Annotated in this window: 18 protein-coding genes; 17 read left to right on the forward strand and 1 reads right to left on the reverse strand. The window is 52.1% G+C overall.

Annotated features, from left to right (window positions below):
* Nucleotides 1-165 precede the first annotated feature (165 nt).
* The 11 genes from ycaL (at nt 166) to ACJHX7_RS00930 (ending at nt 12,546) form a co-directional block, all read left to right on the forward strand.
* A complete protein-coding gene (gene ycaL, locus ACJHX7_RS00880; protein ID WP_001353317.1) occupies nt 166-930 on the forward strand; it encodes a metallopeptidase YcaL in 765 nt (254 codons plus the stop codon).
* Between the two features lie 172 nt (nt 931-1,102).
* Nucleotides 1,103-1,786: a (d)CMP kinase gene (cmk, locus tag ACJHX7_RS00885; RefSeq protein WP_000125016.1), complete on the forward strand. Its 684-nt coding sequence runs from the start codon at nt 1,103-1,105 to the stop codon at nt 1,784-1,786.
* A 110-nt stretch (nt 1,787-1,896) separates the two neighbouring features.
* Complete coding sequence (gene rpsA / locus ACJHX7_RS00890; protein WP_000140327.1) at nt 1,897-3,570, forward strand: 30S ribosomal protein S1; 1,674 nt, start codon at nt 1,897-1,899, stop codon at nt 3,568-3,570.
* Between the two features lie 159 nt (nt 3,571-3,729).
* Entirely contained in the window at nt 3,730-4,014 is a 285-nt protein-coding gene (gene ihfB, locus ACJHX7_RS00895) for an integration host factor subunit beta (protein ID WP_000167336.1), read from the forward strand.
* 206 nt (nt 4,015-4,220) lie between these two features.
* A complete protein-coding gene (locus ACJHX7_RS00900; protein ID WP_077516224.1) occupies nt 4,221-6,485 on the forward strand; it encodes a ComEC family protein in 2,265 nt (754 codons plus the stop codon).
* 36 nt (nt 6,486-6,521) lie between these two features.
* Nucleotides 6,522-8,270 carry a lipid A ABC transporter ATP-binding protein/permease MsbA gene (msbA, locus tag ACJHX7_RS00905; protein ID WP_000551270.1) on the forward strand — a complete coding sequence of 583 codons (1,749 nt, stop codon included), beginning with the start codon at nt 6,522-6,524 and terminating at the stop codon, nt 8,268-8,270.
* Nucleotides 8,267-9,253, forward strand: a complete 987-nt coding sequence (gene lpxK, locus ACJHX7_RS00910) for a tetraacyldisaccharide 4'-kinase (protein WP_077516226.1) — start codon at nt 8,267-8,269, stop codon at nt 9,251-9,253. Before msbA ends, lpxK begins: the two co-directional genes overlap by 4 nt.
* Nucleotides 9,254-9,289: 36 nt before the next feature.
* A complete protein-coding gene (gene ycaQ, locus ACJHX7_RS00915; RefSeq protein WP_000056511.1) occupies nt 9,290-10,522 on the forward strand; it encodes a crosslink repair DNA glycosylase YcaQ in 1,233 nt (410 codons plus the stop codon).
* Between the two features lie 51 nt (nt 10,523-10,573).
* Nucleotides 10,574-10,756: a protein YcaR gene (gene ycaR / locus ACJHX7_RS00920; protein WP_000350058.1), complete on the forward strand. Its 183-nt coding sequence runs from the start codon at nt 10,574-10,576 to the stop codon at nt 10,754-10,756.
* Nucleotides 10,753-11,499: a 3-deoxy-manno-octulosonate cytidylyltransferase gene (kdsB, locus tag ACJHX7_RS00925; protein WP_000011609.1), complete on the forward strand. Its 747-nt coding sequence runs from the start codon at nt 10,753-10,755 to the stop codon at nt 11,497-11,499. Before ycaR ends, kdsB begins: the two co-directional genes overlap by 4 nt.
* A 153-nt stretch (nt 11,500-11,652) precedes the next feature.
* Nucleotides 11,653-12,546: a YcbJ family phosphotransferase gene (locus ACJHX7_RS00930; protein ID WP_000436922.1), complete on the forward strand. Its 894-nt coding sequence runs from the start codon at nt 11,653-11,655 to the stop codon at nt 12,544-12,546.
* Here ACJHX7_RS00930 and elyC read toward each other — a convergent pair.
* A complete protein-coding gene (gene elyC, locus ACJHX7_RS00935) occupies nt 12,523-13,302 on the reverse strand; it encodes an envelope biogenesis factor ElyC (protein ID WP_000899542.1) in 780 nt (259 codons plus the stop codon). The genes ACJHX7_RS00930 and elyC overlap by 24 nt on opposite strands.
* A gap of 135 nt (nt 13,303-13,437) precedes the next feature.
* Between elyC and cmoM the strand changes: the two genes are divergently transcribed.
* The 6 genes from cmoM (at nt 13,438) to ACJHX7_RS00965 (ending at nt 23,524) form a co-directional block, all read left to right on the forward strand.
* Nucleotides 13,438-14,223 (forward strand): tRNA uridine 5-oxyacetic acid(34) methyltransferase CmoM, encoded by a 786-nt coding sequence (cmoM, locus tag ACJHX7_RS00940; protein ID WP_001298300.1) that lies wholly within the window; start codon nt 13,438-13,440, stop codon nt 14,221-14,223.
* The gene (gene mukF / locus ACJHX7_RS00945) at nt 14,220-15,542 is read left to right on the forward strand and encodes a chromosome partition protein MukF (protein ID WP_001288856.1); all 1,323 of its coding nucleotides are present in this window, start codon (nt 14,220-14,222) and stop codon (nt 15,540-15,542) included. Before cmoM ends, mukF begins: the two co-directional genes overlap by 4 nt.
* Nucleotides 15,523-16,227, forward strand: coding sequence for a chromosome partition protein MukE (gene mukE / locus ACJHX7_RS00950; protein WP_001295931.1), 705 nt, complete (start codon nt 15,523-15,525; stop codon nt 16,225-16,227). Before mukF ends, mukE begins: the two co-directional genes overlap by 20 nt.
* The gene (gene mukB / locus ACJHX7_RS00955; RefSeq protein WP_000572648.1) at nt 16,227-20,687 is read left to right on the forward strand and encodes a chromosome partition protein MukB; all 4,461 of its coding nucleotides are present in this window, start codon (nt 16,227-16,229) and stop codon (nt 20,685-20,687) included. The genes mukE and mukB overlap by 1 nt, the downstream gene beginning before the upstream one ends.
* A gap of 260 nt (nt 20,688-20,947) precedes the next feature.
* Complete coding sequence (gene ldtD / locus ACJHX7_RS00960) at nt 20,948-22,795, forward strand: L,D-transpeptidase (protein WP_032171041.1); 1,848 nt, start codon at nt 20,948-20,950, stop codon at nt 22,793-22,795.
* 180 nt (nt 22,796-22,975) lie between these two features.
* Nucleotides 22,976-23,524 carry a YcbK family protein gene (locus tag ACJHX7_RS00965; protein ID WP_001295932.1) on the forward strand — a complete coding sequence of 183 codons (549 nt, stop codon included), beginning with the start codon at nt 22,976-22,978 and terminating at the stop codon, nt 23,522-23,524.
* Nucleotides 23,525-23,548: the final 24 nt, after the last annotated feature.

Below are 23,548 nucleotides of genomic sequence, written 5' to 3' on the forward strand. Positions count from 1 at the left end.
AACAACGGGCAATAAATAGCCAAATCTTTCTTTATCAAAACGTCGGCACATTGTCGGCGTTTTTTTTCGGACCTTGTGAGTCATTTTGATTAATGGTAGCGTCGCTTGTCAATGTAAGTTGTTGATACATAATATTTATATATGATTAATCAACGGATGATTCACATGAAGAATACTAAATTACTGCTGGCGATTGCGGCCTCTGCAGCATTACTGACAGGGTGTCAAAATACCCACGGTATTGATACCAATATGGCTATCAGCTCAGGTTTAAATGCCTATAAAGCAGCAACGTTAAGCGATGCTGATGCAAAAGCGATTGCCAATCAGGGCTGTGCCGAAATGGACAGCGGCAATCAAGTCGCAAGTAAATCCAGCAAGTACGGTAAACGTCTGGCAAAAATCGCCAAAGCATTGGGTAACAATATTAATGGCACGCCGGTCAACTATAAGGTTTATATGACCAGCGACGTCAACGCATGGGCGATGGCGAACGGCTGTGTTCGTGTCTACAGTGGCCTGATGGACATGATGAACGACAACGAAATTGAAGGCGTTCTGGGTCATGAACTGGGCCACGTCGCGTTGGGTCACTCGCTGGCTGAAATGAAAGCTTCTTATGCGATCGTTGCCGCACGTGATGCGATTTCCGCTACCAGCGGTGTGGCTTCCCAGCTTTCTCGCTCACAATTAGGTGATATCGCAGAAGGCGCGATCAATGCTAAATACTCCCGCGATAAAGAGTCCGAAGCAGATGATTTCTCCTTTGATCTGTTGAAGAAACGTGGCATCAGCACCCAGGGGCTGGTTGGCAGCTTTGAAAAATTGGCCAGCCTGGATGGCGGTCGTACCCAGTCCATGTTTGACTCTCACCCACCATCAACAGAGCGTGCGCAACACATCCGTGATCGTATCGCCTCTGGTAAGTAAATCATTGTCATCTTTCGGGCTGGTCTTCTGCCAGCCCGCTATAATTGCGCAATAAATCCCCATCTGAATACAGACAAAACTGGTTTTTGCACACAACGTTAACGATTTGTGGCGTCGGCGCGTATAATGCGCGCGGTTATGTTAACGGTACGCCTGTTTTAAGGAGATAAAGATGACGGCAATTGCCCCGGTTATTACCATTGATGGCCCAAGCGGTGCAGGGAAAGGCACCTTGTGTAAGGCTATGGCGGAAGCGTTGCAATGGCATCTGCTGGATTCGGGTGCAATTTATCGCGTACTGGCACTGGCGGCATTACATCACCATGTTGATGTTGCTTCGGAAGATGCGCTGGTGCCGCTGGCATCCCATCTGGATGTACGTTTTGTGTCGACCAATGGCAATCTGGAAGTGATCCTCGAAGGGGAAGATGTCAGCGGCGAAATTCGTACTCAGGAAGTGGCGAATGCTGCTTCACAAGTCGCGGCATTCCCACGCGTTCGTGAAGCATTATTGCGTCGCCAACGCGCGTTTCGCGAATTACCAGGCCTGATTGCCGATGGCCGCGACATGGGAACGGTGGTATTCCCTGATGCGCCAGTGAAAATTTTCCTTGACGCCTCCTCGGAAGAACGTGCGCATCGCCGCATGCTACAGTTGCAGGAGAAGGGCTTTAGTGTTAACTTTGAGCGCCTTTTGGCCGAGATCAAAGAACGCGACGACCGCGATCGTAACCGAGCGGTAGCGCCACTGGTTCCGGCAGCCGATGCTTTAGTGTTGGATTCCACCACCTTAAGCATTGAGCAAGTGATTGAAAAAGCGCTACAATACGCGCGCCAGAAATTGGCTCTCGCATAAGCGACCGAATTTGCAGTACCCCCGTTGCAATGGAATGACAGCGGGTATGTTAAACAACCCCATCCGGCATGGAGCCAGGTGGACGTTAAATATAAACCTGAAGATTAAACATGACTGAATCTTTTGCTCAACTCTTTGAAGAGTCCTTAAAAGAAATCGAAACCCGCCCGGGTTCTATCGTTCGTGGCGTTGTTGTTGCTATCGACAAAGACGTAGTACTGGTTGACGCTGGTCTGAAATCTGAGTCCGCCATCCCGGCTGAGCAGTTCAAAAACGCCCAGGGCGAGCTGGAAATCCAGGTAGGTGACGAAGTTGACGTTGCTCTGGACGCAGTAGAAGACGGCTTCGGTGAAACTCTGCTGTCCCGTGAGAAAGCTAAACGTCACGAAGCCTGGATCACGCTGGAAAAAGCTTACGAAGATGCTGAAACTGTTACCGGTGTTATCAACGGCAAAGTTAAGGGCGGCTTCACTGTTGAGCTGAACGGTATTCGTGCGTTCCTGCCAGGTTCTCTGGTAGACGTTCGTCCGGTGCGTGACACTCTGCACCTGGAAGGCAAAGAGCTTGAATTCAAAGTAATCAAGCTGGATCAGAAGCGCAACAACGTTGTTGTTTCTCGTCGTGCCGTTATCGAATCCGAAAACAGCGCAGAGCGCGATCAGCTGCTGGAAAACCTGCAGGAAGGCATGGAAGTTAAAGGTATCGTTAAGAACCTCACTGACTACGGTGCATTCGTTGATCTGGGCGGCGTTGACGGCCTGCTGCACATCACTGATATGGCCTGGAAACGCGTTAAGCATCCGAGCGAAATCGTCAACGTGGGCGACGAAATCACTGTTAAAGTGCTGAAGTTCGACCGCGAACGTACCCGTGTATCCCTGGGCCTGAAACAGCTGGGTGAAGATCCGTGGGTAGCTATCGCTAAACGTTATCCGGAAGGTACCAAACTGACTGGTCGCGTGACCAACCTGACCGACTACGGCTGCTTCGTTGAAATCGAAGAAGGCGTTGAAGGCCTGGTACACGTTTCCGAAATGGATTGGACCAACAAAAACATCCACCCGTCCAAAGTTGTTAACGTTGGCGATGTAGTGGAAGTTATGGTTCTGGATATCGACGAAGAACGTCGTCGTATCTCCCTGGGTCTGAAACAGTGCAAAGCTAACCCGTGGCAGCAGTTCGCGGAAACCCACAACAAGGGTGACCGTGTTGAAGGTAAAATCAAGTCTATCACTGACTTCGGTATCTTCATCGGCCTGGACGGCGGCATCGACGGCCTGGTTCACCTGTCTGACATCTCCTGGAACGTTGCAGGCGAAGAAGCAGTTCGTGAATACAAAAAAGGCGACGAAATCGCTGCAGTTGTTCTGCAGGTTGACGCAGAACGTGAACGTATCTCCCTGGGCGTTAAACAGCTCGCAGAAGATCCGTTCAACAACTGGGTTGCTCTGAACAAGAAAGGCGCTATCGTAACCGGTAAAGTAACTGCAGTTGACGCTAAAGGCGCAACCGTAGAACTGGCTGACGGCGTTGAAGGTTACCTGCGTGCTTCTGAAGCATCCCGTGACCGCGTTGAAGACGCTACCCTGGTTCTGAGCGTTGGCGACGAAGTTGAAGCTAAATTCACCGGCGTTGATCGTAAAAACCGCGCAATCAGCCTGTCTGTTCGTGCGAAAGACGAAGCTGACGAGAAAGATGCAATCGCAACTGTTAACAAACAGGAAGATGCAAACTTCTCCAACAACGCAATGGCTGAAGCTTTCAAAGCAGCTAAAGGCGAGTAATTCTCTGACTCTTCGGGATTTTTATTCCGAAGTTTGTTGAGTTTACTTGACAGATTGCAGGTTTCGTCCTGTAATCAAGCACTAAGGGCGGCTACGGCCGCCCTTAATCAATGCAGCAACAGCAGCCGCTTAATTTGCCTTTAAGGAACCGGAGGAATCATGACCAAGTCAGAATTGATAGAAAGACTTGCCACCCAGCAATCGCACATTCCCGCCAAGACGGTTGAAGATGCAGTAAAAGAGATGCTGGAGCATATGGCCTCGACTCTTGCGCAGGGCGAGCGTATTGAAATCCGCGGTTTCGGCAGTTTCTCTTTGCACTACCGCGCACCACGTACCGGACGTAATCCGAAGACTGGCGATAAAGTAGAACTGGAAGGAAAATACGTTCCTCACTTTAAACCAGGTAAAGAACTGCGCGATCGCGCCAATATTTACGGTTAAGTTTTTACTCAAACTTGAACGCGAGAAAAGCACCTGTCGGGTGCTTTTTTCATTTCTCTAATCTGGAACTGGAAGCTGCCTCGCAGAGTTTTGAGCAGTTTTCACCCTCTCGTTAAATTCTTCTGAACGTGCCTCGGGGAACGCAAAATTCCCACCAGACAACCGCTCAACAAAGTTGCACACTTTCCATAAACAGGGAGGGGTGCATGAAAATAACGACAGTCGGCGTATGCATAATTTGCGGAATTTTTCCGTTGCTGGTTTTGCCCCAATTGCCTGGGACATTAACCCTTGCGTTTCTGACTGTCTTCGCCTGCGTACTGGCATTTATTCGTGTTAAAGCCGTCCGTTATATCGCGCTGACGTTGCTGTTTTTCGTTTGGGGCATATTAGCAGCAAAGCAAATTTTGTGGGCAGGAGAAACCTTAACTGGCGCGACGCAGGATGCAATTGTTGAGATCACTGCTACTGACGGTATGACCACTCATTACGGTCAAATTACTCATCTACAAGGTCGACGTATATTCCCTGCGCCAGGCCTCGTGCTGTATGGCGAATATCTTCCGCAAGCGGTTTGTGCTGGACAACAATGGTCAATGAAACTCAAAGTTCGTGCAGTTCATGGCCAACTTAATGATGGCAGCTTTGATAGCCAGCGTTATGCCATTGCCCAGCATCAGCCGCTCACCGGCCGTTTTCTGCAGGCAAGTGTCATTGAACCGAATTGTAGTTTGCGTGCAAAGTATCTGGCGTCATTACAAACAACGCTGCAACCCTATCCGTGGAATGCGGTTATTCTTGGTTTAGGTATGGGGGAACGGTTATCCGTCCCCAAAGAAATCAAAAATATCATGCGCGATACTGGAACGGCGCATTTAATGGCGATATCGGGATTGCACATCGCTTTTGCGGCGTTGCTGGCAGCCGGACTCATTCGCAGTGGACAAATTTTTCTGCCTGGGCGCTGGATCCACTGGCAAATGCCATTAATTGGCGGAATCTGCTGTGCTGCTTTTTATGCCTGGCTGACGGGAATGCAACCTCCTGCATTTCGTACCGTGGTGGCGCTTGCTACGTGGGGAATGCTTAAGTTAAGTGGGCGACAGTGGAGTGGCTGGGATGTATGGATATGTTGTCTGGCGGCAATTTTGCTGATGGATCCTGTTGCCATTCTCTCGCAAAGTTTATGGCTCTCTGTCGCTGCGGTCGCGGCACTGATTTTTTGGTACCAGTGGTTTCCCTGTCCGGCGTGGCAACTGCCGCCGGTATTGCGTGCGGTTGTTTCCCTCATGCATCTGCAACTGGGAATCACACTCCTGCTTATGCCCGTGCAAATCGTCATATTTCATGGCATTAGTCTGACCTCGTTTATTGCAAATCTATTTGCAATTCCCCTGGTGACATTTATCACGGTTCCGTTGATCCTCGCCGCGATGGTTGCGCATTTAAGCGGGCCGTTAATTCTGGAGCAAGGGTTATGGTTTCTTGCCGACCGGTCTTTGGCTTTACTTTTCTGGGGGTTAAAGAGTTTGCCGGAAGGGTGGATCAACATTGCTGAACGTTGGCAATGGCTAACATTTTCCCCATGGTTCTTACTGGTGGTATGGCGATTAAACGCCTGGCGAACGTTGCCAGCAATGTGTGTGGCTGTAGGCTTGCTGATGTGCTTGCCGCTGTGGCAAAAACCTCGACCTGACGAGTGGCAAGTGTACATGCTTGATGTCGGGCAAGGGCTGGCAATGGTCATTGCGCGAAACGGCAAAGCGATTCTCTATGACACGGGACTGGCCTGGCCCGAAGGGGATAGTGGGCAACAACTGATTATCCCCTGGCTCCACTGGCATAATCTTGAACCGGAAGGCGTTATTTTGAGTCATGAACATCTGGATCACCGGGGAGGGCTGGACTCAATATTGCACACATGGCCGATGTTATGGATCCGAAGTCCGTTAAACTGGGAACATCATCAGCCCTGTGTGCGTGGCGAAGCGTGGCAATGGCAAGGATTGCGTTTCAGCGCGCACTGGCCTTTACAAGGTAGCAACGATAAAGGAAATAACCATTCCTGTGTGGTTAAGATTGATGACGGGACGAATAGCATTCTTCTAACCGGTGATATTGAAGCCCCCGCTGAACAAAAGATGCTAAGCCGTTACTGGCAGCAAATGCAGGCAACATTACTTCAGGTACCTCACCATGGCAGTAATACCTCATCATCGTTGCCATTAATTCAGCGAGTGAATGGAAAAGTGGCACTCGCATCGGCATCGCGCTATAACGCATGGCGACTGCCCTCAAGCAAAGTTAAACATCGCTATCAACAACAGGGTTATAAGTGGCTTGATACTCCACATCAGGGTCAAATAACGGTCAATTTTTCAGCGCAAGGCTGGCGGATTAGCAGCCTCAGAGAGCAAATTTTACCTCGTTGGTATCATCAGTGGTTTGGCGTGCCAGTGGATAACGGGTAGAATATGCGGCTATTTCAACAAATGCTGGTTTTTTGAATGCATAACGACAAAGATCTCTCTACGTGGCAGACATTCCGCCGACTGTGGCCAACCATTGCGCCTTTTAAAGCGGGTCTGATCGTGGCGGGCGTAGCGTTAATCCTCAACGCAGCCAGCGATACCTTCATGTTATCGCTCCTTAAGCCACTTCTTGATGATGGCTTTGGTAAAACAGATCGCTCCGTGCTGGTGTGGATGCCGCTGGTGGTGATCGGGCTGATGATTTTGCGTGGTATCACCAGCTATGTCTCCAGCTACTGTATCTCCTGGGTATCAGGAAAGGTGGTAATGACCATGCGTCGCCGCCTGTTTGGTCACATGATGGGAATGCCGGTTTCATTCTTTGACAAACAGTCAACGGGTACGCTGTTGTCACGTATCACCTACGATTCCGAACAGGTTGCTTCTTCCTCTTCCGGCGCACTGATTACTGTTGTGCGTGAAGGTGCGTCGATCATCGGCCTGTTCATCATGATGTTCTATTACAGTTGGCAACTGTCGATCATTTTGATTGTGCTGGCACCGATTGTTTCGATTGCGATTCGCGTTGTATCGAAGCGTTTTCGCAACATCAGTAAAAACATGCAGAACACCATGGGACAGGTGACCACCAGCGCCGAACAAATGCTGAAAGGCCATAAAGAAGTATTGATTTTCGGTGGTCAGGAAGTGGAAACGAAACGCTTCGATAAAGTCAGCAACCGAATGCGTCTTCAGGGGATGAAAATGGTTTCAGCCTCTTCTATCTCTGATCCGATCATTCAGCTGATCGCCTCTTTGGCGCTGGCGTTTGTTCTGTATGCGGCAAGCTTCCCAAGTGTCATGGATAGCCTGACTGCCGGTACGATTACCGTTGTTTTCTCTTCAATGATTGCACTTATGCGTCCGCTGAAATCGCTGACCAACGTTAACGCCCAGTTCCAGCGCGGTATGGCGGCTTGTCAGACGCTGTTTACCATTCTGGACAGTGAGCAGGAGAAAGACGAAGGTAAGCGCGTGATCGAGCGTGCGACTGGCGACGTGGAATTCCGCAATGTCACCTTTACTTATCCGGGACGTGATGTGCCCGCATTGCGTAACATCAACCTGAAAATTCCGGCAGGGAAGACGGTTGCTCTGGTTGGACGCTCTGGTTCAGGTAAATCAACCATCGCCAGCCTAATCACACGTTTTTACGATATTGATGAAGGCGAAATCCTGATGGATGGTCACGATCTGCGCGAGTATACCCTGGCGTCATTACGTAACCAGGTTGCTCTGGTGTCGCAGAATGTCCATCTGTTTAACGATACGGTTGCCAACAACATTGCTTACGCAAGGACTGAACAGTACAGCCGTGAGCAAATTGAAGAAGCGGCGCGTATGGCCTACGCCATGGACTTCATCAATAAGATGGATAACGGTCTCGATACAGTGATTGGTGAAAACGGCGTGCTGCTCTCTGGCGGTCAGCGTCAGCGTATTGCTATCGCTCGAGCCTTGTTGCGTGATAGCCCGATTCTGATTCTGGACGAAGCTACCTCGGCGTTGGATACCGAATCCGAACGTGCGATTCAGGCGGCACTGGATGAGTTGCAGAAAAACCGTACCTCTCTGGTGATTGCCCACCGCTTGTCTACCATTGAAAAGGCAGACGAAATCGTGGTCGTCGAGGATGGTGTCATTGTGGAACGCGGTACGCATAACGATTTGCTTGAGCACCGCGGCGTTTACGCGCAACTTCACAAAATGCAGTTTGGCCAATGATCGAAAAAATCTGGTCTGGTGAATCCCCTTTGTGGCGGCTATTGCTGCCACTCTCCTGGTTGTATGGCCTGGTGAGTGGCGCGATCCGTCTTTGCTATAAACTAAAACTGAAGCGCGCCTGGCGTGCCCCCGTACCGGTTGTCGTGGTTGGTAATCTCACCGCAGGCGGCAACGGAAAAACCCCGGTCGTTGTCTGGCTGGTGGAACAGTTGCAACAGCGCGGTATTCGCGTGGGGGTCGTATCGCGGGGATATGGTGGTAAGGCTGAATCTTATCCGCTGTTATTGTCGGCAGATACCACCACAGCACAGGCGGGTGATGAACCTGTGTTGATTTATCAACGCACTGGCGCGCCCGTTGCGGTTTCTCCCGTGCGTTCTGATGCGGTAAAAGCCATTCTGGCGCAACACCCTGATGTGCAGATCATCGTAACCGACGACGGTTTACAGCATTACCGTCTGGCGCGTGATGTGGAAATTGTCGTTATTGATGGTGTGCGTCGCTTTGGCAATGGTTGGTGGTTGCCGGCGGGGCCAATGCGTGAGCGAGCGGGGCGCTTAAAGTCGGTTGATGCGGTAATCGTCAACGGCGGTGTCCCCCGCAGCGGTGAAATCCCCATGCATCTGCTGCCGGGTCAGGCGGTGAATTTACGTACCGGTACGCGTTGTGACGTTGCTCAGCTTGAACATGTAGTGGCGATGGCGGGGATTGGACATCCGCCGCGCTTTTTTGCCACGCTGAAGATGTGTGGCGTACAACCGGAAAAATGTGTACCGCTGGCCGATCATCAGTCTTTGAATCATGCGGATGTCAGCGCGTTGGTAAGCGCCGGGCAAACGCTGGTAATGACTGAAAAAGATGCGGTGAAATGCCGGGCCTTTGCAGAAGAAAATTGGTGGTATTTGCCTGTAGACGCACAGCTTTCAGGTGATGAACCAGCGAAACTGCTTGCGCAACTAACCTCGCTGGCTTCTGGCAACTAGTTACGCCGCGGCAGCGTTCGATTGATGGAGTCATGAATGTCGCTGCCGCACCTCTCTCTTGCTGATGCGCGTAATCTTCACCTCGCCGCGCAAGGCCTGTTAAACAAACCCCGCCGTCGAGCGTCGTTGGAGGATATTCCGGCAACGATCTCCCGCATGTCCTTGCTGCAAATCGATACCATTAATATTGTTGCCCGTAGCCCATATCTGGTGCTTTTCAGTCGTCTGGGAAATTATCCTGCCCAGTGGCTGGATGAGTCTCTGGCGCGTGGCGAATTAATGGAATACTGGGCGCATGAAGCCTGCTTTATGCCGCGTAGCGATTTTCGTCTTATTCGCCACCGCATGCTGGCACCTGAAAAAATGGGCTGGAAATACAAAGACGCCTGGATGCAGGAACATGCGGCGGAAATTGCACAGTTAATTCAGCATATTCATGATAAGGGGCCGGTACGTTCAGCCGATTTCGAGCATCCTCGTAAAGGGGCGAGCGGCTGGTGGGAGTGGAAGCCGCATAAACGACATCTGGAAGGTTTATTTACTGCCGGAAAGGTGATGGTGATTGAACGGCGCAACTTCCAGCGCGTTTATGATTTAACTCACCGTGTCATGCCTGACTGGGATGATGAGCGCGATCTCGTTTCGCAAGCAGAAGCAGAAATCATCATGCTGGATAACAGTGCGCGTAGCCTGGGCATATTCCGCGAACAGTGGCTGGCAGATTACTATCGGCTGAAACGTCCGGCACTGGCGGCTTGGCGCGAAGCGAGGGCTGAACTGCAGCAAATCATTGCTGTGCATGTTGAAAAATTGGGCAATCTTTGGCTGCATGCTGATTTGCTGCCGCTACTCGAGCGTGCGCTCGCCGGAAAGCTCACTGCAACGCACAGCGCGGTACTTTCGCCTTTTGATCCTGTTGTCTGGGATCGCAAACGCGCAGAGCAGCTTTTTGATTTTAGCTACCGGCTGGAGTGCTATACCCCAGCGCCGAAACGCCAGTATGGCTATTTTGTTCTGCCGTTATTACATCGTGGGCAATTAGTTGGGCGAATGGATGCCAAAATGCATCGCCAGACAGGCATCCTTGAAGTTATCTCTCTGTGGTTACAGGAAGGCATTAAACCAACGACAACGCTGCAAAAAGGGTTACGTCAGGCGATTACTGATTTCGCTAACTGGCAGCAGGCAACGCGGGTGACATTAGGACGCTGCCCGCAAGGCCTCTTTACTGATTGCCGCACCGGCTGGGAAATAGACCCCGTCGCATAAATGATTATGATAAGATTTATGCATTCATAACCCGATCCATCTGGAGGAACTATGGATCATCGTCTGCTTGAAATCATTGCCTGCCCGGTTTGCAACGGAAAACTTTGGTATAACCAGGAAAAACAAGAACTTATTTGCAAACTGGACAACCTGGCTTTCCCGCTGCGCGATGGCATTCCAGTGTTGCTGGAAACGGAAGCCCGCGTGCTGACTGCTGATGAGAGTAAATCATGAGTTTTGTGGTCATTATTCCCGCGCGCTACGCGTCCACGCGTCTGCCCGGTAAACCATTGGTTGATATTAACGGCAAACCCATGATTGTTCATGTTCTTGAACGCGCGCGCGAATCAGGTGCCGAGCGCATCATCGTGGCAACCGATCATGAGGATGTTGCCCGCGCTGTTGAAGCCGCTGGCGGTGAAGTATGTATGACGCGCGCCGATCATCAGTCAGGAACAGAACGTCTGGCGGAAGTTGTCGAAAAATGCGCATTCAGCGACGACACGGTGATCGTTAATGTGCAGGGGGATGAACCGATGATCCCTGCGACAATCATTCGTCAGGTTGCTGATAACCTCGCTCAGCGTCAGGTGGGTATGGCGACTCTGGCGGTGCCAATCCACAATGCGGAAGAAGCGTTTAACCCGAATGCGGTGAAAGTGGTTCTCGACGCCGAAGGGTACGCACTGTACTTCTCTCGCGCCACCATTCCGTGGGATCGTGATCGTTTTGCAAAAGACCTTGAAACCGTAGGCGATAACTTCCTGCGTCATCTTGGTATTTATGGCTACCGAGCAGGCTTTATCCGTCGTTATGTTACCTGGCAGCCAAGTCCGTTAGAACATATCGAAATGTTAGAGCAGCTTCGTGTTCTGTGGTACGGCGAAAAAATCCACGTTGCTGTCGCCCAGGAAGTTCCTGGCACAGGTGTGGATACCCCTGAAGATCTCGAGCGCATTCGCGCTGAAATGCGCTAATTTCACTTCACGACACTCCAGCCAATTTTGGGAGGAGTGTCGTACCGTTACGATTTTCCTCAATTTTTCTTTTCAACAATTGATCTCATTCAGGTGACATCTTTTATATTGGCGCTCATTATGAAAGCAGTAGCTTTTATGAGGGTAATCTGAATGGAACAGCTGCGTGCCGAATTAAGCCATTTACTGGGCGAAAAACTCAGTCGTATTGAGTGCGTCAATGAAAAAGCGGATACGGCGTTGTGGGCTTTGTATGACAGCCAGGGAAACCCAATGCCGTTAATGGCAAGAAGCTTTAGTACGCCCGGAAAAGCCCGACAACTGGCATGGAAAACCACCATGCTGGCAAGAAGTGGGACTGTCCGTATGCCGACTATTTATGGTGTGATGACGCATGAAGAACACCCCGGCCCCGATGTCCTGCTACTGGAGCGGATGCGTGGTGTTTCGGTGGAGGCACCAGCCCGAACACCAGAACGCTGGGAACAACTCAAAGATCAAATCGTTGAAGCCTTACTGGCCTGGCACCGTCAGGACAGTCGCGGTTGCGTCGGCGCGGTCGACAATACTCAGGAAAATTTCTGGCCCTCATGGTACCGGCAACATGTTGAAGTGCTATGGACCACGCTCAATCAGTTCAATAACACCGGTCTAACGATGCAGGATAAGCGGATCCTGTTTCGTACTCGCGAATGTCTCCCGGCATTATTTGAAGGCTTTAACGACAATTGTGTGCTGATTCACGGTAACTTCTGTTTACGCAGCATGCTGAAAGATTCGCGCAGCGATCAGTTACTGGCGATGGTCGGGCCGGGACTAATGCTTTGGGCACCGCGAGAATACGAACTGTTCCGACTAATGGATAATTCTCTGGCAGAAGATTTGCTCTGGAGTTACCTGCAACGCGCGCCAGTGGCGGAGTCGTTCATCTGGCGGCGTTGGTTGTATGTGTTATGGGATGAAGTTGCGCAACTGGTTAATACCGGACGATTTAGTCGGCGCAACTTCGATCTGGCATCAAAATCACTCTTGCCGTGGCTCGCCTGACGAACCTTTTAGCCACTGCCAGATGCGGCCAAGCGTTTCATAGCCAACACGATCGCTATGCATCAACCAGACCGGAGAAGGGATTGCCCGTTCCCACGGGTTAAGCGGCGAGTCGATGGCCAACTGATTCGCCGGGGCTGGTAGCGGATTTAACCCTTCCTGCTGAAAAAAGATCATCGCCCGCGGCAGATGTGATGCGGAGGTCACCAGCAGGAAAGGTGCGTCACCAATCGCCTGTTTCACTGCTGCAGCTTCTTCTTCGGTATCTTTTGGCAAATCCAGGGTGATAATTTGCTCGCGCGGCACGCCCAGCGATTGCGCAACTCTGGCACCAACTTCGGCTGTGCTCACCGTATTGGTTTTAGCTACGCCTCCCGTGAAGATCAGTTTTGATCCCGGATTTTCGCGCCATAAGCGAATACCTTCATTCAGGCGTGGCAGACTGTTATTGATTAAATTCGAGCTTGGTGCCCACTGCGGGTTCCAGGTATAACCACCTCCGAGCACCACGATATAGTCCACTTTTTGCGAATTATTCCATGTCGGATAGGTGCTTTCGATGGGACGCAGCAGGCGGTCGGCTACCGGTTGCAAACTCAATAACAAGAGTGCCAGCCACCCAATGCTAATAAAAATCTTCCCGGTTTTTTGAAAACGGCTAAACCACAGCAGCGCCAGGCCAGCGCCAATAATTAACAACATCAGCGGAAGTGGCAGCAGCATACCGCCGATCACTTTTTTCAGTGTAAAAAGCATCCTTTCTGGTTCCTTTTTTGACCATATAGCAAGGGATCGCCAGCGATATTACACCAGACGGGTTCATTCTCGCCGTGGCTGTGACAAAATAGCGTCTTTATCAGAAAACGTCTTAGCCAACCGGTGGAGAAAGCAATGCAGGATCGCAATTTTGATGATATTGCGGAAAAGTTTTCCCGTAACATTTACGGCACCACCAAAGGGCAGCTTCGACAGGCTATTCTGTGGCAGGATCTCGATCGCGTGCTGGCGGAAATGGGCCCGCAAAAACTGCGTGTGCTGGATGCTGGCGGTGGAGAAGGGCAGACCGCAATCAAAATGGCTGAGCGCGGGCATCAGGTCATTTTATGCGATCTTTCTGCGCAGATGATCGACCGCGCAAAACAGGCGGCAGAAGCAAAAGGTGTGAGCGACAACATGCAATTTATACATTGCGCCGCTCAGGATGTTGCTTCGCATTTGGAAACGCCCGTTGATCTGATATTGTTCCATGCGGTGCTCGAGTGGGTGGCCGATCCCCGCAGCGTATTACAGACCCTGTGGTCAGTGTTGCGTCCAGGCGGTGTGTTGTCGTTAATGTTCTACAATGCGCACGGCTTGCTGATGCATAACATGGTCGCCGGGAATTTTGATTACGTGCAGGCGGGAATGCCGAAAAAGAAAAAACGGACGCTTTCGCCAGATTATCCACGCGACCCGGCGCAGGTTTATCTGTGGCTGGAAGAAGCTGGTTGGCAAATTATGGGTAAGACAGGCGTTCGTGTGTTTCATGATTATCTGCGCGAGAAGCACCAGCAGCGCGACTGCTATGAAGCATTACTTGAATTAGAAACGCGTTATTGCCGTCAGGAACCGTATATTACCCTGGGGCGTTATATTCATGTCACCGCGCGCAAACCGCAGAGCAAGGATAAAGTATGAGTGAATTTTCCCAGACAGTCCCCGAACTGGTTGCCTGGGCCAGAAAAAATGACTTCTCCATCTCGCTGCCGGTAGACCGACTCTCTTTTCTGCTGGCGGTTGCCACGCTGAACGGCGAGCGTCTGGATGGTGAGATGAGTGAAGGCGAGCTGGTGGATGCATTCCGCCATGTGAGTGATGCGTTTGAGCAAACCAGCGAAACCATCGGCGTGCGCGCCAACAACGCGATCAACGACATGGTGCGTCAACGTCTGCTGAACCGCTTTACCAGCGAGCAGGCGGAAGGGAACGCAATTTACCGTCTGACGCCGCTCGGCATCGGCATTACTGACTACTACATCCGTCAGCGCGAGTTTTCTACGCTGCGCCTTTCTATGCAGTTGTCGATTGTGGCGGGTGAGCTCAAACGCGCGGCAGATGCCGCCGAAGAGGGCGGTGATGAATTTCACTGGCACCGTAATGTTTATGCGCCACTGAAATATTCGGTAGCAGAAATTTTCGACAGTATCGACCTAACGCAACGTCTGATGGACGAACAGCAGCAGCAGGTGAAGGACGATATCGCCCAGTTGCTGAACAAAGACTGGCGGGCGGCGATCTCCAGCTGTGAATTGTTGCTTTCAGAAACTTCCGGCACGCTGCGTGAATTGCAGGATACGCTGGAAGCGGCAGGCGATAAATTGCAGGCCAACCTGTTACGCATTCAGGATGCGACGATGACCCATGACGATCTGCATTTTGTCGATCGTCTGGTGTTCGATCTGCAGAGCAAACTTGACCGTATTATCAGCTGGGGCCAGCAATCCATCGACTTGTGGATTGGCTACGACCGCCACGTACACAAATTTATTCGTACTGCGATCGATATGGATAAAAACCGCGTCTTTGCTCAGCGGTTACGTCAGTCGGTACAAACCTATTTTGATGAGCCGTGGGCGCTAACTTATGCCAATGCCGATCGTCTGCTGGATATGCGTGACGAAGAGATGGTACTGCGCGATGAAGAAGTGACTGGGGAACTTCCTGAGGATCTGGAGTACGAAGAGTTTAATGAGATCCGCGAACAGCTGGCGGCGATCATCGAAGAACAACTTGCCGTGTACAAAACCAGACAAGTGCCGCTGGATCTTGGTCTGGTGGTACGCGAATATCTGTCACAGTATCCGCGTGCACGTCACTTTGACGTTGCGCGCATTGTTATTGATCAGGCGGTACGTCTTGGCGTAGCGCAAGCAGATTTCACCGGACTGCCAGCGAAATGGCAGCCGATTAATGATTACGGAGCCAAGGTACAGGCGCATGTCATCGACAAATATTGAACAAGTGATGCCGGTTAAGCTGGCGCAGGCGCTGGCGAATCCGTTATTTCCGGCGCTGGACAGCGCCTTACGTTCAGGCCGCCATATTGGCCTCGACGAACTGGATAATCATGCATTCCTGATGGATTTTCAGGAATATCTGGAAGAGTTTTACGCGCGTTATAACGTTGAGCTTATTCGCGCACCGGAAGGGTTCTTCTATTTACGCCCACGTTCCACCACTCTTATCCCGCGTTCCGTCTTGTCGGAACTGGATATGATGGTCGGGAAAATCCTCTGTTATCTTTATCTCAGCCCGGAGCGGCTGGCGAATGAGGGGATTTTCACCCAGCAGGAACTGTACGATGAACTGCTCACCCTGGCCGATGAAGCGAAACTGCTGAAACTGGTGAACAACCGTTCAACCGGTTCAGACGTTGACCGGCAGAAGTTGCAGGAGAAAGTACGTTCTTCGCTCAACCGTCTGCGTCGTTTGGGTATGGTGTGGTTTATGGGCCACGACAGCAGCAAGTTCCGCATTACCGAATCGGTGTTCCGCTTCGGAGCCGATGTGCGTGCTGGCGACGATCCCCGTGAAGCACAGCGTCGCCTGATTCGTGATGGTGAAGCAATGCCGATTGAAAATCATCTGCAACTCAACGATGAAACCGAAGAGAGTCAGCCAGATAGCGGAGAGGAAGAATAATGATTGAACGCGGTAAATTTCGCTCACTGACGCTGATTAACTGGAACGGCTTTTTTGCCCGAACTTTTGACCTTGACGAGCTGGTCACGACGCTTTCTGGCGGTAACGGGGCGGGTAAATCCACCACCATGGCGGCGTTCGTTACTGCGCTGATCCCCGACCTGACCCTGCTGCATTTCCGTAACACTACGGAAGCCGGGGCCACCAGCGGTTCGCGCGATAAAGGTCTGCACGGTAAGCTGAAAGCGGGTGTCTGTTATTCGATGCTCGACACCATTAACTCGCGCCACCAGCGCGTGGTGGTCGGTGTGCGTCTGCAACAGGTTGCCGGACGCGATCGTAAAGTGGATATCAAACCATTTGCCATTCAGGGACTGCCGATGTCGGTGCAGCCGACGCAGTTGGTGACCGAAACTCTGAACGAACGTCAGGCGCGCGTGCTGCCGCTTAACGAGCTGAAAGACAAGCTCGAGGCGATGGAAGGCGTGCAGTTTAAACAGTTCAACTCCATTACCGATTACCACTCGCTGATGTTCGATCTGGGCATCATCGCGCGTCGTCTGCGCTCCGCATCTGACCGTAGCAAATTCTATCGTCTGATCGAAGCTTCGCTGTACGGCGGGATCTCCAGCGCCATTACGCGCTCTCTGCGCGACTACCTGTTGCCGGAAAACAGCGGCGTGCGGAAAGCGTTCCAGGACATGGAAGCGGCGCTGCGCGAAAACCGCATGACGCTGGAAGCGATTCGTGTCACCCAGTCGGACCGCGACCTGTTTAAGCATCTGATTAGCGAAGCCACCAACTACGTGGCGGCGGACTACATGCGTCACGCCAACGAGCGCCGTGTCCATCTCGACAAAGCCCTGGAGTTTCGTCGCGAGCTACACACTTCGCGTCAGCAACTGGCGGCTGAGCAGTACAAACACGTCGATATGGCGCGTGAGCTGGCAGAGCACAACGGTGCCGAAGGCGATCTGGAAGCAGATTATCAGGCGGCCAGCGATCACCTGAACCTGGTGCAAACCGCACTGCGTCAGCAGGAGAAGATCGAACGTTACGAAGCGGATCTCGATGAGCTGCAGATCCGTCTGGAAGAGCAAAACGAAGTGGTGGCAGAAGCCATCGAACGCCAGGAAGAGAATGAGGCTCGTGCGGAAGCTGCCGAACTGGAAGTGGACGAGCTGAAAAGCCAGCTTGCTGACTACCAGCAGGCGCTGGACGTCCAGCAAACGCGCGCGATCCAGTATAACCAGGCGATTGCTGCGCTTAATCGTGCCAAAGAACTGTGCCATCTGCCGGACTTAACCGCCGACAGCGCCGCCGAATGGCTGGAAACCTTCCAGGCGAAAGAGCTGGAAGCGACTGAAAAAATGCTCTCTCTTGAGCAGAAAATGAGCATGGCGCAAACCGCGCACAGCCAGTTTGAGCAGGCTTATCAGCTGGTGGTGGCAATCAACGGCCCGCTGGCGCGTAACGAGGCGTGGGATGTCGCTCGCGAACTGCTGCGCGAAGGGGTCGATCAGCGTCACCTGGCAGAGCAGGTTCAGCCGTTGCGGATGCGCTTAAGCGAACTGGAACAGCGTCTGCGTGAGCAGCAAGAAGCTGAGCGTCTGCTGGCAGATTTCTGCAAACGTCAGGGCAAGAATTTTGATATTGATGAACTGGAAGCTCTGCATCAGGAGCTGGAAGCACGCATTGCCTCTCTTTCCGATAGCGTCTCTAACGCCCGAGAAGAGCGGATGGCACTGCGCCAGGAGCAGGAACAGCTGCAGTCTCGCATTCAGAGTTTGATGCAGCGTGCGCCGGTTTGGCTGGCTGCGCAAAACAGTCTCAACCAGTTGAGCGAACAGTGCGGCGAAGAGTTCTCCTCCAGCCAGGATGTCACCGAATATCTGCAACAGTTGCTGGAGCGTGAGCGCGAAGCCATTGTTGAACGCGATGAAGTAGGCGCGCGCAAAAACGCCGTCGATGAAGAGATCGAACGTTTAAGCCAGCCAGGTGGTTCTGAAGACCAGCGTTTGAATGCGCTGGCGGAGCGTTTTGGCGGCGTGCTGCTGTCAGAAATTTATGACGACGTTAGCCTGGAAGATGCGCCGTACTTCTCAGCGCTGTATGGCCCGTCACGCCACGCCATCGTGGTGCCAGATCTGTCACAGGTAACCGAACACCTGGAAGGCTTGACCGATTGCCCGGAAGATCTCTATCTGATCGAAGGGGATCCGCAGTCATTCGATGACAGCGTGTTCAGCGTTGATGAGCTGGAAAAAGCGGTGGTGGTGAAAATCGCCGATCGTCAGTGGCGTTATTCACGTTTCCCGGAAGTGCCGCTGTTTGGTCGTGCTGCGCGTGAAAGCCGTATTGAAAGCCTCCATGCCGAGCGTGAAGTGCTTTCCGAACGCTTCGCCACGCTCTCCTTTGATGTACAGAAAACCCAGCGTCTGCATCAGGCGTTCAGCCGCTTTATCGGCAGCCACCTGGCGGTGGCGTTTGAGTCTGATCCGGAAGCCGAAATCCGTCAACTGAACAGCCGTCGCGTCGAACTGGAGCGGGCGTTGAGTAATCATGAAAATGATAACCAGCAGCAGCGTATTCAGTTTGAGCAGGCGAAAGAGGGTGTTACGGCGCTGAACCGCATTCTGCCGCGTCTCAACTTGTTGGCTGATGACAGCCTGGCGGATCGCGTCGATGAAATCCGCGAACGTCTGGATGAAGCCCAGGAAGCCGCGCGTTTTGTTCAGCAGTTCGGTAATCAACTGGCGAAACTGGAACCGATCGTTTCGGTATTGCAGAGTGACCCGGAACAGTTCGAACAATTAAAAGAAGATTACGCGTACTCTCAGCAGATGCAGCGCGATGCCCGTCAGCAGGCGTTTGCCCTGACGGAAGTGGTGCAGCGTCGTGCGCACTTTAGCTACTCTGACTCGGCAGAAATGCTTAGCGGTAACAGCGATCTCAACGAAAAACTGCGTGAGCGTCTGGAACAGGCGGAAGCGGAGCGTACCCGCGCGCGTGAAGCGTTGCGCGGACACGCAGCGCAGTTGAGTCAGTACAACCAGGTGCTGGCTTCGCTGAAAAGTTCTTACGACACCAAAAAAGAGCTACTCAACGATCTGCAACGTGAATTGCAGGATATCGGCGTGCGTGCTGATAGCGGGGCAGAAGAGCGGGCGCGTATTCGCCGTGACGAGTTGCACGCGCAACTGAGCAATAACCGTTCACGCCGCAATCAACTGGAAAAAGCGCTTACCTTCTGCGAAGCAGAGATGGACAACCTGACCCGCAAACTGCGCAAGCTGGAGCGGGATTACTTTGAGATGCGCGAGCAGGTAGTGACCGCGAAAGCGGGCTGGTGTGCAGTCATGCGCATGGTGAAAGATAACGGCGTTGAGCGCCGCTTACACCGTCGTGAGCTGGCTTATCTCTCCGCTGATGATTTGCGTTCCATGTCGGATAAGGCGTTAGGTGCGCTGCGTCTGGCGGTGGCGGATAACGAACATCTGCGCGACGTGCTGCGTATGTCGGAAGATCCAAAACGTCCGGAACGTAAAATTCAGTTCTTCGTGGCGGTTTATCAGCATCTGCGTGAACGTATTCGTCAGGATATTATTCGTACCGATGATCCGGTGGAAGCTATCGAACAGATGGAGATCGAACTTAGCCGTCTGACCGAAGAGTTAACCTCCCGCGAACAGAAACTGGCGATCAGTTCCCGCAGCGTGGCGAACATTATTCGCAAAACCATTCAGCGCGAGCAGAACCGTATCCGTATGCTCAACCAGGGCTTGCAGAGCGTATCGTTTGGCCAGGTGAACAGCGTGCGTCTCAACGTGAACGTGCGTGAAACGCACGCCATGCTGCTGGATGTGCTCTCTGAACAGCATGAGCAACATCAGGATCTGTTTAACAGCAACCGTCTGACCTTCTCGGAAGCGCTGGCGAAACTGTATCAACGTCTTAACCCGCAGATTGATATGGGGCAGCGCACGCCGCAGACCATCGGTGAAGAACTGCTGGATTACCGCAACTATCTGGAAATGGAAGTTGAGGTTAACCGTGGTTCCGATGGCTGGCTGCGCGCAGAATCTGGCGCTCTGTCGACCGGTGAGGCGATTGGTACCGGTATGTCGATTCTGGTGATGGTGGTACAGAGTTGGGAAGATGAATCTCGCCGCCTGCGCGGTAAAGATATCTCTCCTTGCCGTCTGCTGTTCCTTGATGAAGCAGCGCGACTGGATGCTCGTTCCATCGCCACGCTGTTTGAATTGTGTGAGCGTTTGCAAATGCAGCTCATCATCGCAGCGCCGGAAAATATCAGTCCGGAAAAAGGCACCACCTATAAACTGGTACGTAAAGTCTTCCAGAATACCGAACACGTTCACGTCGTCGGCCTGCGTGGCTTTGCACCGCAACTCCCTGAAACGCTTCCAGGAACTGACGAAGCGCCTTCCCAGGCGAGCTAAGATTGAGGCGGCAGCGATGCCGCCTTTCCTGTTTCTGAAAACTCCGTTTCTGCACTAAAAAAGTGCCACATTCTGGCGCGCTTTTCTTTAAACTTCTTTACATTAGGTTATGTAAAAACGTATCGGCGTTTATATACTGAAGATAAGCCTGATGAGTAACAGGCTTGCTCGTCATACTTTCGTGAGTATTGGCGTTGTACAGGCAAGTCGTAAAATAACAGCCTGGCTATTCAGAGTATGATAAAAACAGGGGGCAAGGGATGTTGCTTAATATGATGTGTGGTCGTCGGCTGTCGGCAATCAGTTTGTGCGTGGCCGTAACATTCGCTCCACTGTTCAATGCGCAGGCCGATGAGCCTGAAGTAATCCCTGGCGACAGCCCGGTGGCTGTCAGCGAACAGGGCGAGGCACTGCCGCAGGCGCAGGCCACGGCAATAATGGCGGGGATCCAGCCATTGCCTGAAGGTGCGGCAGAAAAAGCCCGCACGCAAATCGAATCTCAATTACCTGCAGGCTATAAGCCGGTTTATCTTAACCAGCTTCAACTGTTGTATGCCGCACGCGATATGCAACCCATGTGGGAAAACCGTGATGCTGTTAAAGCCTTCCAGCAACAGCTGGCAGAGGTGGCGATTGCCGGTTTCCAGCCGCAGTTTAATAAATGGGTAGAGTTACTGACCGATCCTGGTGTTAACGGGATGGCACGCGACGTCGTGCTCTCTGATGCGATGATGGGCTATCTCCATTTCATTGCAAATATTCCGGTCAAAGGCACTCGCTGGCTATATAGCAGTAAACCTTATGCGCTTTCAACGCCGCCGCTTTCGGTGATTAACCAATGGCAGCTGGCGCTGGATAAAGGTCAATTGCCGACGTTTGTTGCAGGTCTGGCACCGCAGCATCCGCAATATGCAGCGATGCATGAATCGTTACTGGCCTTACTCAGTGACACCAAACCGTGGCCCCAACTGACCGGCAAAGCAACGTTGCGCCCAGGGCAGTGGAGTAACGACGTACCGGCGTTGCGCGAAATATTGCAACGCACAGGCATGTTGGACGGGGGGCCGAAAATTACTCTACCTGGCGATGACACGCCAACTGACACGGTAGTCAGCCCATCCGCTGTTACTGTTGTAACAGCAGAAACTAAGCCGATGGACAAGCAAACGACGTCTCGTAGTAAACCTGCGCCTGCCGTTCGTGCCGCCTACGATAATGAACTGGTGGAAGCCGTTAAACGTTTTCAGGCATGGCAAGGATTGGGAGCAGATGGCGCTATTGGCCCGGCAACGCGTGACTGGTTAAACGTAACGCCCGCCCAGCGTGCTGGCGTGTTGGCACTCAACATCCAGCGATTGCGCTTGCTGCCAACAGAGCTTTCTACCGGGATCATGGTTAACATTCCGGCCTATTCGCTGGTCTACTATCAGAACGGCAATCAGGTGCTGGATTCGCGAGTCATTGTCGGTCGCCCCGATCGCAAAACGCCGATGATGAGCAGTGCACTTAACAACGTAGTGGTAAACCCGCCGTGGAACGTACCACCAACTCTGGCACGCAAAGATATTCTGCCGAAAGTGCGCAACGATCCGGGATATCTCGAAAGCCATGGCTATACGGTGATGCGCGGCTGGAACAGCAGAGAAGCGATTGACCCATGGCAGGTTGACTGGTCTACAATCACGGCCTCGAATTTACCGTTTCGCTTCCAGCAGGCTCCAGGCCCACGGAACTCGCTGGGGCGCTATAAATTCAATATGCCGAGTTCAGAGGCCATTTATTTGCATGACACGCCGAACCACAATCTGTTCAAGCGTGATACACGCGCATTGAGCTCAGGCTGTGTACGAGTGAATAAAGCTTCCGATCTGGCGAATATGCTGTTGCAGGATGCAGGATGGAATGACAAACGTATTTCTGATGCGCTGAAGCAGGGCGATACGCGTTACGTCAATATTCGGCAGTCGATTCCGGTGAATCTCTACTACCTGACTGCCTTTGTTGGTGCAGATGGTCGTACCCAGTATCGTACAGATATTTACAATTATGATCTGCCTGCGCGATCCAGCTCGCAAATCGTATCGAAAGCGGAACAATTAATCAGGTAAATGAAGCAGTTCGGGGAAATCAGTTGTCGTAATAATTAGCATGATCGGGGGCGATTCTCTGCAGCCCCCGTCACTGCTGGGGTTGAGTCATCTTGACGTCAGCTTTACTGACGGTTAAGGTGCCTCTTGTGCGCCAGAAGTGCATATAAACGATAACATTGACCTGTAGACTTGATTATCATGGACAAATTCGACGCTAATCGCCGCAAACTGCTGGCGCTTGGTGGCGTTGCACTCGGTGCCGCCATCCTGCCGACCCCTGCGTTTGCAACACTCTCTACCCCACGCCCGCGCATTTTGACACTCAATAATCTTCATACCGGAGAGTCAATCAAAGCGGAGTTTTTCGATGGCAGAGGCTATATTCAGGAAGAATTGGCAAAACTTAACCATTTTTTCCGCGATTACCGCGCGAACAAAATAAAGTCCATCGACCCAGGATTGTTCGATCAGTTGTATCGCCTGCAAGGGTTATTAGGCACCCGCAAACCGGTGCAACTCATTTCCGGTTATCGTTCCATTGATACCAACAATGAACTACGCGCCCGCAGCCGTGGAGTAGCGAAGAAAAGCTATCACACGAAAGGGCAGGCGATGGATTTCCATATTGAAGGTATCGCGTTAAGCAATATTCGCAAAGCCGCGTTATCTATGCGCGCAGGTGGTGTAGGATATTACCCACGTAGTAACTTTGTGCATATTGATACCGGGCCAGCACGGCACTGGTAGTAATCGCTTAACGAAACAGGGGCA

It is taken from the genome of Escherichia sp. WS1451, from assembly GCF_046487365.1.
GTDB classification, from domain to species: Bacteria; Pseudomonadota; Gammaproteobacteria; order Enterobacterales; family Enterobacteriaceae; genus Escherichia; species Escherichia coli.

Bases quoted from the DNA above. Each gene is read 5' to 3' on its own strand.
- ycaL (WP_001353317.1), top strand. From the start codon at position 166: ATGAAGAATACTAAATTACTGCTGGCGATTGCGGCCTCTGCAGCATTA.
- cmk (WP_000125016.1), top strand. From the start codon at position 1,103: ATGACGGCAATTGCCCCGGTTATTACCATTGATGGCCCAAGCGGTGCA.
- rpsA (WP_000140327.1), top strand. From the start codon at position 1,897: ATGACTGAATCTTTTGCTCAACTCTTTGAAGAGTCCTTAAAAGAAATC.
- ihfB (WP_000167336.1), top strand. From the start codon at position 3,730: ATGACCAAGTCAGAATTGATAGAAAGACTTGCCACCCAGCAATCGCAC.
- ACJHX7_RS00900 (WP_077516224.1), top strand. From the start codon at position 4,221: ATGAAAATAACGACAGTCGGCGTATGCATAATTTGCGGAATTTTTCCG.
- msbA (WP_000551270.1), top strand. From the start codon at position 6,522: ATGCATAACGACAAAGATCTCTCTACGTGGCAGACATTCCGCCGACTG.
- lpxK (WP_077516226.1), top strand. From the start codon at position 8,267: ATGATCGAAAAAATCTGGTCTGGTGAATCCCCTTTGTGGCGGCTATTG.
- ycaQ (WP_000056511.1), top strand. From the start codon at position 9,290: ATGTCGCTGCCGCACCTCTCTCTTGCTGATGCGCGTAATCTTCACCTC.
- ycaR (WP_000350058.1), top strand. From the start codon at position 10,574: ATGGATCATCGTCTGCTTGAAATCATTGCCTGCCCGGTTTGCAACGGA.
- kdsB (WP_000011609.1), top strand. From the start codon at position 10,753: ATGAGTTTTGTGGTCATTATTCCCGCGCGCTACGCGTCCACGCGTCTG.
- ACJHX7_RS00930 (WP_000436922.1), top strand. From the start codon at position 11,653: ATGGAACAGCTGCGTGCCGAATTAAGCCATTTACTGGGCGAAAAACTC.
- elyC (WP_000899542.1), bottom strand. From the start codon at position 13,302: ATGCTTTTTACACTGAAAAAAGTGATCGGCGGTATGCTGCTGCCACTT.
- cmoM (WP_001298300.1), top strand. From the start codon at position 13,438: ATGCAGGATCGCAATTTTGATGATATTGCGGAAAAGTTTTCCCGTAAC.
- mukF (WP_001288856.1), top strand. From the start codon at position 14,220: ATGAGTGAATTTTCCCAGACAGTCCCCGAACTGGTTGCCTGGGCCAGA.
- mukE (WP_001295931.1), top strand. From the start codon at position 15,523: ATGTCATCGACAAATATTGAACAAGTGATGCCGGTTAAGCTGGCGCAG.
- mukB (WP_000572648.1), top strand. From the start codon at position 16,227: ATGATTGAACGCGGTAAATTTCGCTCACTGACGCTGATTAACTGGAAC.
- ldtD (WP_032171041.1), top strand. From the start codon at position 20,948: ATGTTGCTTAATATGATGTGTGGTCGTCGGCTGTCGGCAATCAGTTTG.
- ACJHX7_RS00965 (WP_001295932.1), top strand. From the start codon at position 22,976: ATGGACAAATTCGACGCTAATCGCCGCAAACTGCTGGCGCTTGGTGGC.